Origin of the sequence: Kribbella sindirgiensis (genome assembly GCF_004331435.1) — a bacterium.
Lineage (GTDB): Bacteria > Actinomycetota > Actinomycetes > Propionibacteriales > Kribbellaceae > Kribbella > Kribbella sindirgiensis.
Genome location: NZ_SJKA01000010.1, coordinates 123,065 through 135,825, shown reverse-complemented (window position 1 = coordinate 135,825; position 12,761 = coordinate 123,065). Strand labels below are relative to the sequence as shown.

The 12,761-nt window shown below is 69.6% G+C and carries 10 protein-coding genes; 4 read left to right on the top strand and 6 right to left on the bottom strand.

From position 1 onward, the window contains the following. The first annotated feature begins 175 nt into the window (after window positions 1-175). Both E0H50_RS26895 and E0H50_RS26890 read left to right on the top strand, forming a co-directional pair. Window positions 176-1,183: a hypothetical protein gene (locus E0H50_RS26895; protein WP_131293307.1), complete on the top strand. Its 1,008-nt coding sequence runs from the start codon at window positions 176-178 to the stop codon at window positions 1,181-1,183. Window positions 1,184-1,346: 163 nt separating this feature from the next. After that, complete coding sequence (locus E0H50_RS26890; RefSeq protein ID WP_131293306.1) at window positions 1,347-1,661, top strand: Fe-S cluster assembly protein HesB; 315 nt, start codon at window positions 1,347-1,349, stop codon at window positions 1,659-1,661. A 60-nt stretch (window positions 1,662-1,721) separates the two neighbouring features. On the opposite strand, the gene E0H50_RS26885 is transcribed toward E0H50_RS26890, so the two are convergent. Then, window positions 1,722-3,518, bottom strand: coding sequence for an ABC transporter ATP-binding protein (locus E0H50_RS26885; protein ID WP_131293305.1), 1,797 nt, complete (start codon window positions 3,516-3,518; stop codon window positions 1,722-1,724). A 79-nt stretch (window positions 3,519-3,597) separates the two neighbouring features. Continuing rightward, window positions 3,598-5,379: an ABC transporter ATP-binding protein gene (locus E0H50_RS26880; protein WP_238151231.1), complete on the bottom strand. Its 1,782-nt coding sequence runs from the start codon at window positions 5,377-5,379 to the stop codon at window positions 3,598-3,600. A 180-nt stretch (window positions 5,380-5,559) separates the two neighbouring features. Between E0H50_RS26880 and E0H50_RS26875 the strand changes: the two genes are divergently transcribed. After that, window positions 5,560-6,201: a TIGR03085 family metal-binding protein gene (locus E0H50_RS26875; RefSeq protein WP_131293303.1), complete on the top strand. Its 642-nt coding sequence runs from the start codon at window positions 5,560-5,562 to the stop codon at window positions 6,199-6,201. Here E0H50_RS26875 and E0H50_RS26870 read toward each other — a convergent pair. From E0H50_RS26870 to E0H50_RS26855, 4 genes are all read right to left on the bottom strand, one after another. Next, window positions 6,187-6,771, bottom strand: a complete 585-nt coding sequence (locus E0H50_RS26870; RefSeq protein ID WP_131293302.1) for a DedA family protein — start codon at window positions 6,769-6,771, stop codon at window positions 6,187-6,189. The genes E0H50_RS26875 and E0H50_RS26870 overlap by 15 nt on opposite strands. Further along, the gene (locus E0H50_RS26865) at window positions 6,768-7,532 is read right to left on the bottom strand and encodes an MBL fold metallo-hydrolase (protein ID WP_131293301.1); all 765 of its coding nucleotides are present in this window, start codon (window positions 7,530-7,532) and stop codon (window positions 6,768-6,770) included. Before E0H50_RS26865 ends, E0H50_RS26870 begins: the two co-directional genes overlap by 4 nt. Window positions 7,533-7,568: 36 nt before the next feature. Next, window positions 7,569-9,674, bottom strand: coding sequence for an alkaline phosphatase family protein (locus E0H50_RS26860; RefSeq protein WP_131293300.1), 2,106 nt, complete (start codon window positions 9,672-9,674; stop codon window positions 7,569-7,571). 65 nt (window positions 9,675-9,739) lie between these two features. Next, a complete protein-coding gene (locus tag E0H50_RS26855; RefSeq protein ID WP_131293299.1) occupies window positions 9,740-11,038 on the bottom strand; it encodes a family 43 glycosylhydrolase in 1,299 nt (432 codons plus the stop codon). Window positions 11,039-11,185: 147 nt separating this feature from the next. Between E0H50_RS26855 and dacB the strand changes: the two genes are divergently transcribed. After that, complete coding sequence (dacB, locus tag E0H50_RS26850; RefSeq protein WP_238151230.1) at window positions 11,186-12,739, top strand: D-alanyl-D-alanine carboxypeptidase/D-alanyl-D-alanine endopeptidase; 1,554 nt, start codon at window positions 11,186-11,188, stop codon at window positions 12,737-12,739. Window positions 12,740-12,761: the final 22 nt, after the last annotated feature.

Genomic DNA, 12,761 nt, shown 5'->3' with positions numbered 1-12,761 from the left:
CACCCCACCGCACCCCAGGCCCACTTTGAGTCCCCATCAACCACTCCACCGCCACTTTGAGCCTCCACCAACCAAAATCCGCGGCGAGATTTGGTTGGCCGAGGCCCAAAGAGGTTTTCCACAAGTTGGTGGAGGTGGGATGCGGCGGAGGTCGGAGAGGCGTCAGAGTGGGGCGATGGATCGGCTCGGCGACGGCGTGCGGGAGCGACTGGTTGCGCTTGCGCGGACTCCCCAACGGCGTGCGGCCCTGCGTCAACTCGGGATCGGCGACGCCGACCTCCGGCGGCTCGTACGGCGTGGCGCTCTGCGACACCACCACGGTCATTACGTCGACGGCCGGCTCGACGAGCAACTCGCGACGATCGCCTGCGCACACGCGGCGTACCCGAGCTCGGTCGTGAGTCATTTCAGCGCCGCCCGGCTAGCGGGCCTCCCGGTGTGGACCGACAGTGGCCGCCCGAGCGGCGCCCCGATCGATGCCGCGTGGCTGACCCGTCCGCCGGAGGCCCCGCGTAATCAGCGACGCCCGGACATCGTCGTACGGCGAGCCGGCCTGACGGCTGCTGATCTCGCAGGTCACGGGTGGTTGCCGGTCACCCGCGTCGCCAGGACCGTGGTCGACCTGGCCCGGGAACTGCCGCTCCGTGAGTCGATCGTCACCGTCGACGGCGCATTGCGAGCCGGCACTACGCCGGCGGAGCTGCACGCAGTTGCCGAACGCCAGCAGCACTGGCCGGGCGTCCGGCGAGCGCAGGAGGCTATCGCCTTCGGTGACCCGTCAGCGGAGTCCGTGATGGAGTCGATCGCCAGGGCGGTGTTCGCGGCTGCCGGCCTGCCCACCCCGCTGCTGCAGGTGCAGTTCTTCGACGGTTTCGGCTGGATGCCCGAGCGCGTGGACTTCTGGTGGCCATGGTTTCGAACCGTCGGGGAGGCGGACGGGCTCGCGAAGTACGAAGCGAACAGTCCGGCGGAGCGGCGGTTGCTGCTCCGCAGGAGCCATCGCCGTGACCAGCGCCTCAGCGACCGTGGCGTCGAGCTGGTTCATTTCGGGTGGGAGGACGTGGTCGATCCACGCTCGGACCTGATCGCGCGCCTGCGGGCGGCGTTCGCCCGCGGCGAGTCCCGCACCACGGAGCCACCCCGCTGGCGCGCCGTACCGCCGCCGCGCGCCGACGCCGCGTGACCTTGAGCACGGACCAACCATTTTCAGAGCCCGTCGGTGGTTGGTGGGTGCTCAAGGTGCGGGTCAGTGGTTGGTGGGTGCTCAAGGTGGGGCGGGGTGGGTTTGGGGATTTGGTGGTCGGGCACGGGGCGGGGGCTAGTGACAATCGACGGATGGAGTGGCTGTGCTGACCCTGACTGAGAACGCGACGCTGGTGATCAAGAGCATCACCGGGGTCGAGGGTGCGCCGGACGGGGCCGGGGTGCGGATCTCGCAGGAGAACCCGGCGGATCCGGCGCTCGCGGTGACCACGACCGAGGCTCCGCAACCGGGTGACCAGGTCGTCGAGGAGGCGGGTGCCCGGGTCTTCCTCGAGCAGAAGGCCGCGAACGCCCTCGACGACAAGATCCTGGACGCTGCGGTCGACGACAAGGGCGGTGTCGAGTTCCTGCTGGTACCGCAGCCGGGCCCGGGCAACGGCGCGGTCCCGACCCCCTGATTCAACCAAGCTGCACGTCGGCCGGGAACCATGAGCCCCGGCCGGCGTGCATTCTTGGGTCTAGAGGGCGCTGCGCTGGGCGATCCAGCTGTCGTGCAGGCGGGTGTAGACGCCGCCCGCGCCGACGAGATCGGCGTGCGGACCGCGTTCCACGATCTCGCCTTCGTCGAAGACCAGGACCTCGTCGGCGGCCTCGGCGGTCGACAGGCGGTGGGCGATGGTGACCGACGTACGGCCGGACATCAGCCGCTCCAGCGCCGCGTTCACGCGCACCTCCGTACCGGGATCGACCGCTGACGTCGCCTCGTCGAGGACGAGCAGGTCCGGGTCGGCGATGTTCGCGCGGACCAGCGCCACCAGCTGCCGCTCCCCCGCCGACAACGACTCACCGCGCTGCCCGACCGGCGACTGCAACCCGTCCGGCAGCGACTCCAGCCACTCCGTCAGCCCGAGCGACTCGAACGCCGTGACCAGCTGCGCGTCCGTCACCTCGGGCCGCCCGAACCGCACGTTCTCCGCCAGCGACGCGTCGAACAGGTACCCGTCCTGGGGCACCATCACGACCCGCTCCCGCAGCGACTCGAACGAGATCTCCCGAGCGTCCACGCCGTCCAGCCGCACCGCCCCGGACGTCGGATCCATCAGCCGGGTCAGCAACTTCGCGAACGTCGTCTTGCCGGACCCGGTCTCCCCGACCACCGCGACCCGGCGGTGCGGTTCGATCCGGACGCGGACGTCGCGCAGCACCAGTTCGCCTTCCGGATAAGCGAAATCGACGTCGTCGAACTCGACCGTGATCGGTCCGCGCGCCTGCTTCACGCCGTCGTCGCCCGGGTCCGCGACATCGGCCGGTGTGGCGATCACGCCGAGCACCCGCCGCCAGCCGGCGAACGCGCTCTGCGCGTCGGTCAGCACCTGGGTGGCGATCTGCACCGGGTCCGAGAACAGCGCCACCAGGAACATGAACGCGAGCAGCTCCCCCAGCGTCGCCTTCCCGTCGATGCCGAGCAGTACGCCGACGGTCAGCACGCCGGCGTTCGCGAGACCGGCCGCCAGACCACCGATCGAGAAGGTTACGCCGGTCAGCGCCTGCGCCCTCGTCGCGGTCTTCCGGTAGTCCTCGATCGACGCGTCGATCCGGTCCTGCGTGCGCTGCTGGATCGCGTACGAGCGCACCACCTGCGCGCCCACCACCGGCTCCGCGATCGCGGACAGCATCTCGCCGACCTTGGCCCGCACCACGCCGTACGCCTTCGACATCGCGCGCTGCAGGTACTTCAGGCTGGCGAACAGCGGGATGAAGCACAGCAGCACGACCAGTGCGAGCTGCCACGAGTAGAAGAACATCACGACTGTCGCGAGCACCATCTGCCCGATGCTGACCAGGAAGATGAACCCGCCGAACTGCAGGAACTGCGACACCGTGTCCACGTCCGACGTGACCCGGCTGACCAGCGCGCCGCGGCGCTCGGTGCTCTGGGTCAGCACCGGCAGGTCGTGCACGTGCCGGAACGCCTTGATCCGCATCGTCGCGAGCCCGTGCTCCGAGTTGACCGCGAGCCGCACGGTCGTCAGGTACGACGCTCCTGCGGTGAGGATCACGCCCAGCGCGCACACCAGGCACATCCAGGCGACGTACGACATGTCGGGGCCGCCCGCGCCGGACAGGCCCTTGTCGATCGTCTGCTGCACCGCGATCGGTACGACGATCCGCCCGGCCGTCATCGTCAGCGCGAGCAACCCGGTCAGCCACCACCCGCGCGCGAGCTCGGGCGAGACCTTCAGCCCGTCCTTGAGGGTCTGAAGCCCACCCGCGTCGTCACCGTGGTCCAGCCGGGACGCCTCCGCCGCGCTCATCCGCGTCCTCGCTTCGCTCCGGGCGCGGATGAGCGCGGCGTGGCGCTGTGCTTGACGATGAACTCGCTCCGCTCGCTCATCAGGCCGACACCTCTTCTTCGTCGAGTTCTGCTTCTTCCTGGCGGCGTTCGGCGTCCTTCTCGTACGCGTCCACCAGGTCCCGGTAGGCGGGAGTGGACGCCTGCAGTTCGGTATGGGTGCCGTGCGCCTGGATCCGGCCCTCGTCCAGGAACAGCACCTCGTCGGCGAGCGAGATCGTCGCCTTCCGGTAGGCGATCACCAGCACCGTCGTCGCCGCGCCGGCGTCCTCCTGGACCGCGGTGCGCAGGCCCGCGAGGATCCGTGCCTCGACCTGCGGGTCCACCGCGCTCGTCGCGTCGTCCAGGATCAGCAACCGCGGCCGCCGTACCAGGGCCCGCGCGAGCGCGATCCGCTGCCGCTGCCCGCCGGACAGCGTCGTACCGCGCTCGCCGACCTTGGTGTCCAGCCCGTCCGGCATCGCCTTCACGAAGCCGTCGCCCTGCGCGATCCGCAGCGCGTCCCACACGTCGTCGTCGCTGTAATCCCCGCCGAGTGTGATGTTGCCGCGGATCGTGTCGTCGAACAGGAACGCGGTCTGCGCCACCAGCGCGACCGATCCGGCCAGCTCGTCGCGCGCCAGGTCCCGCAGGTCGATCCCGTCCACCTTCACCGCCCCGGTCTCCGGGTCGACAAGTCGCGTCAGCAGCGTGGTGAGCGTCGACTTCCCGGCGCCCGTCGGCCCGACGACCGCGACGGTCCGGCCGGGCTCGATCGTGAAGTCGACACCGGCCAGTACGTCGCGCTCCGGCAGGTACCCGAACCGGACGCCGGCGACCTGCAGCCGGGCCGCTTTCGTCGACGTCAGCCGCGCCTCGCCGTACTCCGTCCCGCCCTCGGCGGTCAGCACCCGCTGCACGCGGTCCCACCCGACGACCGATCGGGGCAGCTCGCCGAGGACCCAGCCGAGAGCCCGGATCGGGAAGCCGATCAACGTGAACAGGAACGCCACCTGGACCACGTCCCCCGCGTCCGCGCCGCCGGACCGTACCCGCCCGACGCCGACCAGCAGCACCGCGAGCACGCCGAGCCTGGGCAGGCCGTCGATCACCGGGTCGAACATGCCGCGGGCCTTGTTCACCGCGATGTTCGCGTCCCGGAGCGCGTACGTCGGCGCGCGGAACCGCTCCGTCTCGGCGGCCTCGCGGCCCAGCGTCTTCACCACCAGAGCGCCGTCGAACGACTCGTGCGCGACCTCGGAGACCTCCGCGCGGAGTTGCTGCGCGCGGGTCGCGAGCGGCTGCAGGTAGCGCTGGAAGATCACGTTCGCGACGAAGACCAGCGGGAACACCAGGCACCCCACCAGCGCGAGCCAGACGTCGGCCGCGAACATCGCGATCGTCGCGAACACCAGCATCGCGATCACGCCGATCGCCATCGGCAGCGGCGCGATCACGAACCAGGTCGACTCCACGTCGGCGTTGGCGTTCGACAGCAACATGCCGGTCGAGTGCTGGTGGTGCCACTCCAGCGGGAGCTTCAGGTACTGCCGGGTGACCCGGCGGCGGTACGTCGCCTGCAGCCGGAACTGCATGACGCCGGCCCCGAGCCGCCGCCCGACGACGCCGATCGCGTTCAGGATCGCGATCCCCATGAACAGCGAGATCAGCGCCGCGATCGTGCCGCCGGTGGTGTCACCACGCTCGAACGACGGGCGGATCAGATGGTCGGTGGACCAGCCGAGCGCCCAGCCGCCGGCGACGGTCATCGCGCCGTACAGCATGGCGGCGAGCACGGACAGCGCGAAGATGCCCGGCTCCTCCCAGATCGCGACCCGCAACACCCCGAAACCTCTCCGGGTGACGCCGCCCTTGTCTGGGACCCGGGGGCCTGGGGGTCGTCCCCCAGATGACACTTTCGGGACAGGCAAGACACGCTCCAGGGCAGTCAGGTGCATACGTGGGACACAGGCATGACAACGATTGACATTCTGCCACTCCCCTCCGACAACTACGATCGAGTTGTGACCGACTACAGCCGGGTAGAACGACTCGCTCTGTGTGACCTGTTCGAGGAGGTCGGCCCCGCCGCTCCGACGCTGTGCGACGGCTGGGACGCCTACGACCTCGCGGTCCATCTGTACGTCCGGGAGGCGGACCCGATGGCGGGGCCCGGGATCATGATCCCGGCGCTCGCGGACACCACCGAGAGACGGATGCAGCGGGTCAAGGAGCGCTACGGCTTCGCCGAGGTCGTCGACAAGGTCCGCAACGGTCCGCCGCCGGTCTCGATCTACGCCCTGCCGAAGCTCGGGCACCAGCTCAACACGACCGAGTACTTCGTGCACCACGAGGACGTCCGCCGGGCGCAGGCGTCGTACGACGTGCGCGAACTGCCCGCCGAGCAGCAGGACGGTCTGTGGAAGGCGGTCCGGCTCGCGGCGAAGGGGATGACCCGGAAGTCGCCGACCGGTCTGGTGCTCCGGCGGCCGGACGGTACGACGTCCGTCGCGAAGCGGCCGAACGAGCACGGCTCCGTCACCGTGACGGGCGAGCCCGGCGAGCTGGTGCTGTTCTGCTTCGGGCGGCAGCAGGTGGCCGACGTACAACTGGACGGCGACGCGGAGACAGTCGAGCGGCTCCGCAACGCGTCATTTGGCGTTTGACCGCTTGCGGCGCGCGCGCTGGATCAGCCTGCTCACCACTGTCGTGAGGATGACGAGCACGATCGCGGCGACGACGCCCTGCCAGGGCTCGTCGAACAGCACGTAGCCGAGCAGGCCGATTGCCATGTAGACCGCCGCCCACAGCGACGACGCGAACAGGTCGACGAGGGCGAATCGTTCCCACTTGTAGCCCGCGAGCCCGGCCGCGAGCAGGACGGGGACCCGGCCGCCGGGGATCAGCCGGGACGTGAGCAGCACACTGATCTCGTGCTCGGCCAGTCGCTCCCGGAGCGCGTCCAGCGACGCGTTGTCGCGCAACCAGCCGATCCGCTTCGCCAGCCGTTCGCCGCCGAAGCGGCAGCCGGCGTACACGATCAGGTCACCGATGTACGCCCCGGCCGCGCCCGCGATCAGTACGCCGACCAGACCGATCGGATTGCTGTGCGACGCCAGTACGGCACCCGCCGACACGGCGGCGCCCGTCGGCAGCACAGGCAGCACCGCCCCGATCAAGACCGCCCCCGCCAACGCGAACAAGTACCAGAGATCGAACTTGGCGTCACCCGTCATGACGGCACTTCGATCGACTCGCCCGGCACCAGAACCTCCACCTTCACCGCGGGATCCACCTCGGTCATCGCGGCTTTGAACCTGTCCCCCGGTGGCAGGAACAACTCCGGCTTGACCCAGTCGAGGCCGATCGGCCAGAACGTCCCGAAATGTACCGGCACCGCCGTCGACGCACCGACCCGCCGCACCGCCTCGGCCGCGCGGACCGGATCCAGATGCCCCGGCCCGAGCGACGGCCCCCACCCGCCCACGGGCACCAGCGCGAGATCGATCGCACCGGCCTCGGCCGCGAGGTCGTCGTACAGATCGGTGTCACCCGCGAACCAGACACTCCGGGATCCGTCGACCCGGTACCCGAGCGGTTGAGCGGCGTACGACGACCAGGGCAGCCGGCGCTGGTCGTGGTGGGCCGTGACGGCGGTGATCTCGAGCGACCCGATCCGGACCTGATGCCCGGGAGCGACCTCGATGCAGCGGTCGGAGTACGTCGGTCCGCTGTCGTTGTGAATGAGCCTGGCCGCGCCGCGCGGCACGATCAGCGCGGCGTCCGGCGAGACGAACGGCAGCGACGTGAGGTGCAGGTGGTCGGCGTGCAGATGCGAGATCAGGACCGCGTCACACTGCCCCGCCTCCGGTGCCGGCGTCGGACCGCGACGACGGCGCAGGTGGGCGATCCGCGACGTCAGCACCGGGTCGGTCAGGAGCCGCGTGCCGTTCGCCTCGATCGTGGTGGTGGCGTGCCCCCACCATGTCACCCGCATGTCACCCGCATATCACTCGCATGTGACTCGCACGCTTCAGGCCTCCACCTTCGACTCGACCGGCAGGTCCTTGCGCTGACCCAGCTTCTCCAGCCAGTCGATCAGCACTTGATGGACCGCGTCGGAGCCTACGGGAGGCTCGTTCAGCACCCAGCGACTCGGGTGCACCATGACCGCCTCGGTCTGCCAGCCGCCGATGCCACCGTGGCATCCGACCAGCTCCTCGAACGCCGCCACCTCATGGGTGTAGTCGTCCAGTCGACTCACCACCACCAGGTCGCCGTTGTGCGGCATCTCCGCCTGGCGAAGCAACGAGGGCGCCGCGAGTTCGCCGTACGGCGTCAACGGGTCCTCACCCTCGACCCGGCCGGACCGAAGCACGTGGACCCCGGCGCGTCCGATCGCGACCGGTCCCTCGGCGAGCGAGTCGACGACGACGAACCCGATCCCGGGATGGGTCGCGAGGCCCGGGACCAGCTTCGGGTGCAACAGCTCGATCTCCTCGAGCGGCACCCGGCCGGGCGTCGTCGCGAGGTAGATCAGCGCCAGGTTGCCGGACGCGGTGACGACCATCTGCTCGTCCGCCGCGACCGGCGGCTCGCAGTCCTTCGGCCCGAGCTCCACCTCACCGCCGCGGGCCTTACCGTGCAGGGCCTTCCGGGTGACGGTCCCGGCCACGCTGCGGCGCATGCTCAGCTCGGTGAGGAACGCGTTCACGGGGCCCCAGCCCTCGGACCTGCCGACCGCCGCGACCGGCTCCTTGGTGGTGTCGACCAGGTCGTCGACCACCTCGGCGAGGGTGCGGCCGTAGCGCTGCAGGAACGTCGCGCCCTGGCTCTGGCCGTGGTCGGACAGTACGACGATCTCGTACGAGTGCGGGAGGATCTCGATGATCCGCTGCAACGCGCCGAGCACCCGATCCAGACCTTCGAGCGTCTGCAGCGACTCGGCGCGGGTCGGGCCGGCGTGGTGCGCGACCTCGTCGTAGTCGACGAAGTCGCAGTAGATGACCGGCGTACCCCGCACCAGTTCGTCGGTGATCAGCGAGACGTTCAGGTCGCGGAGCAGGACGTTGCTGATCGCCCGCAGGAAGATGTACGACCCGCCGCGCTTGACCCGCGGAACCAGGTGCCGGGCCCGCTGTCGCCGGGCCTGGTGCAGCTCCTTCACCATCTCGGCAACACACAGCACCAGACCGCGGGTGGCGCCCTGCGGACTGGAGAAGAACCGGACGTATCCGCGGCTCCGGCTGTTCGGCAGGGCGGCCCGGCTGAACACCAGCTCGCACTTGTCCGCGTCGCCGGACCAGTTGTTGCTGATGCTGACGCCGCCGTCCGCCAACAGGCCGCGGCCGGTGGACATCCGGGCCTCGATCTCCGCGGCATCCCGGCTGCGGTTGGTGACCATCACCCGGCCGGTCTCCTTCTCGTACCACCGGAACGCCGGGATGTGACGGGAGCCGCCGTGCAGGATGCCGGCCTGACTGGCCGGGGTGGTGGCCGGTACGCCGGTGTGCCAGGCGAGCATCGAGTGCTTGCCGTCCCGGATCCAGCCGCCGAGGTTCGGCAGGTTGCCGGCCAGAACCATCCAGTTCAGCAGCGGGGCGGACAGGCCGTCGATCTGGATGATCAGCATCCCGGTCTTCGGCGCCGGCTGGATCCGCCGGGCCCGGCGGTGCACCACCCGCATCACCTCCGCGACGTACGCGTCGTCACTGCCCGCGTACGCGATCCAGCCGACGAAGGCGCTCACCGACGACATCACGATCGAGACCAGCAGCGGCGCCTCGACGCCGCCGTGCAGGTTCACGCCAGGGTCCACGGTGATCGCGAGGTAGACGACGCCGAACTGTGAGAGCAGGCCGCCGACCAGGACGCCGAGCGACCCGATCAGGACCGCGACACCGGCCAGGATCCAGCGCATCAGCACCGAGAAGACCGCCAGCAGGACGACCAGCCGGAGGATCGGGAGCCGGCCGTCGCTGCTGATCTGCGGCAAGGTCCAGAACGTGATCACCAGCGAGACCAGCGACAGCAGCCCGCCGACGAGCATCGCCTGCAGGCCGCGTCCGGTGCGGCGCAGGTCGAGCCACACCGGACGTCCACGCCGGTTCTTCGACACCTGTTCTGGTGGTTTCGCCATCGCCTGGTTCGTGCTCCCCGTAGTACTCGTGTGCAGTACGAGAGTACGGGGTCCCAGCGACGGCCTTACTGCACCTCCAGGTAGTCGACCTCCGTGTACAGGGTGCCCTTCGTCAGCCGGATCGTGTTCCAGCCGGCGTTGAGCGTGACGGACACCGAACTCTGCTGCCAGTTGTCCCAGCCCGTGACCGGATAGCTGACCGAGCCGGCGTTGTTGCCGTTGACAACGAGTCCGTGGCTCGCGGTCGACGCCGAACCGTTGGCGTACCCGACGTGCAGGGTGTAGCCGCCCGCGACCGGGGCGAACACCGTGTTCTCCACCCACGAGTCGGCGTAGTCGATGTACGCGACCACCTTCCCGTCGGACGCGCCGGCCGCGTTGGACCGTACGACGCAGTGGTTCAGCGTGCCGCGCTCCGCCTCGTACCGGACCCGGCTCCCGCGGACCACCGGGTAGTCGTTGGCGTACCCGATGTCAGCGACGTACAGATGCCGTCCGCCGTTCACCCAGCCGTGGACGAACACCTTGCCGCCGACCACGTCCGCGCCGCCCGGCCCACAGACGTGACTGTCGAACGTCGCGGTCGTCATCAACGGCCGGTACGCCGTGGTCCACGGCCCGCTCAGACTCGTCGAGGTCGCGTACGACGTCAGGTAGTTGCAGTCGTTGTACCCGCCGCCGGAGAAGAACAGCACGTACTGGCTGCCGCGCTGGACGAGATCCGGCGCCTCGATCACCCCGCTCGACGTGAGCATCGCGGTGTTGCCGCCGACCAGCGTCTGGCCGTTGTTCGCCGTTCTGGTCAGCCAGAGTGTCGACGGCTGGCTGATGGCGTTGCCGTCGTTCTTCCAGACCAGGTACCGGGTGCCGTCGTTGGCCACGAACGTGTTCGCGTCGATCGCGCCGCCCAGGTCGAGCGGGCAGATCAGCGGCGCCGTACCGACCGGCTGGAACGGGCCGAGCGGATTCGTGGCGGTGGCCACGCCGATGCACTGGCGGCCGGAGGCCTTGTGCCAGGCGGTGTAGGTGAGGGTGTAGGTGCCGTCGGCGTTCGGGTAGACGTCCGGCGCCCAGGTGCGGCCGGGCTGGGCCCAGGCACTGGACGGGCCGCCGGGCATCGCGTCGCCGCGGACCGTCCACGGCCCGTTCGCGCTCGGGGCAGTCGCAACCGGGAGGGTGCCGCGGCTGCCGTTGGTCGCGTACGCGTACCAGGTGCCGTTCTGCTCGAAGACGTCCGGGTCGGGGAAGTTCTCACCGATGATCTCGCTCGGGAAGACCGCCGCTGTGGTCGCGGCGTGGACCGCGGGCGACAGGACGGCGGAGAGGCTGAAGACGGCCAGAACGGCCGCCAGAAGTCGTCTCATGGGGACTCCTCAGGTGGGGGCGGATACCTGTGGGAGGAACTTTTCCATCGATTCACCTGAAACGCGAGACCTCAATCACTGGACCCCGGGGAATGCGGGGTGTTGACTCCCGCTAGTTGGTTTCCGCCATGGGTGAGGGAGTGTCTCGTGAGTCGTTTACCGAGAGGGATGATCGCCGCGGTCGCGGCCGTCGCAGCAGCGGTGGGTGGGGTCGTCACACAGTCCGTCGCGGCGCCCACCGCCGTACAGGCAACCGCGCTTCAGCAGCGGCTCGACGGGCTGCTGAACGACAGCCGGTACGACGGTTCGCAGGTGGCGCTCGTGGTTCGCGACGCGACCACCGGCGAGACGCTGTACGACCGGAACGGCGCCCAGCGGATGCTGCCCGCGTCGAACACCAAGCTGTTCAGCTCGACCGCCGCGATGCACGTCCTCGGCCCGTCGTACCGCTTCCACACCGACGTACTCGCCGCCGCTCCCGTCCGCGGCGGGCAGTTGCTCGGCAACCTCTATCTCAAGGGGTACGGCGACCCGACCGCGCTCGAGTCGGACTACGCCGCGCTCGCCGAGCAGCTCAAGGCAGCCGGCGTCCGGCGGGTGCACGGTGACCTGATCGCGGACGACACGTACTTCGACCACGTCCGCCTCGGCGACAGCTGGGCCTGGGACGACGAGCCGTTCTACTACAACGCGCAGATCTCCGCGCTCACGCTGGCCCCGGACACGGACTACGACTCCGGTACGGCGATCGTCGAGAGCCGACCCGGCGCGGCCGCCGGCGCACCGGTCAAGCTCGATCTGGTCCCGGCGAACGGTGTGATCAAGCTGGTCAGCACGGCGACGACCGGAGCGGCGGGCTCGTCGAACACGCTGAACATCGAGCGTGACCACGGCACGAACATCGTCCGGGTGACCGGCTCGGTACCGCTGGGCGCTTCGACGGGTCAGGAGTGGGTGACCGTCTGGGAGCCCGAGTTGTACGCCGCCGACGTGTTCCGGCGCGCGTTGACGGCGCAGGGCATCGCGGTCAGCGGCCGGATCAAGAACGCGGCGACCCCGGCGAGCGCGACCCGCCTGGCGCGGGACGAGTCGATGACGGTCGGCGAGCTGATGACGCCGTTCCTCAAGCTCTCGAACAACATGCACGCCGAGACGCTGGTGAAGGCGATGGGCGCGGTCGTCGACGCGGACGGCAGCTGGCCGGCCGGGCTGGGCGTGGTCACCGGCTACGCGAAGAGCATCGGCGTCGACACCAGCCGGATCCGGCTCTCCGACGGCTCCGGCCTGTCGCGCAAGGTGAACGTGACCGCCGACTCGATCACCGACCTACTGATCGGCGCGCAGAAAGAGTCCTGGTGGAAGCAGTGGTACGACGCTCTGCCGATCGCAGGCAATCCGGATCGATTCGTCGGCGGCACGCTGCGCAGCCGGATGCAGAACACCCCGGCCGCGAACAACCTGCACGGCAAGACCGGCTCGCTCACGGGCGTCACCTCGCTGTCCGGGTACGTGACGAACAAGGACGGCCGGAAGCTGGTGTTCTCGATGATCAGCAACAACTACCTGGTCAGCCCGCGCTCGATCGAGGATGCCGTCGGCGTCACGCTCGCCTCCTGGTCCGACACGGCGTCGCCTGCTGCCGTGTCCACCTTGAAGACCGCCCAGGCCACGTGTGAGCTGGAGTGGGACAAGGTCTGTTGATGCCCCTTTAATGCCGTGGACA

Bases quoted from the DNA above. Each gene is read 5' to 3' on its own strand.
- E0H50_RS26870 (WP_131293302.1), bottom strand. From the start codon at position 6,771: ATGACGGGTGACGCCAAGTTCGATCTCTGGTACTTGTTCGCGTTGGCG.
- E0H50_RS26885 (WP_131293305.1), bottom strand. From the start codon at position 3,518: ATGAGCGCGGCGGAGGCGTCCCGGCTGGACCACGGTGACGACGCGGGT.
- E0H50_RS26860 (WP_131293300.1), bottom strand. From the start codon at position 9,674: ATGGCGAAACCACCAGAACAGGTGTCGAAGAACCGGCGTGGACGTCCG.
- E0H50_RS26895 (WP_131293307.1), top strand. From the start codon at position 176: ATGGATCGGCTCGGCGACGGCGTGCGGGAGCGACTGGTTGCGCTTGCG.
- E0H50_RS26855 (WP_131293299.1), bottom strand. From the start codon at position 11,038: ATGAGACGACTTCTGGCGGCCGTTCTGGCCGTCTTCAGCCTCTCCGCC.
- E0H50_RS26865 (WP_131293301.1), bottom strand. From the start codon at position 7,532: ATGCGGGTGACATGGTGGGGGCACGCCACCACCACGATCGAGGCGAAC.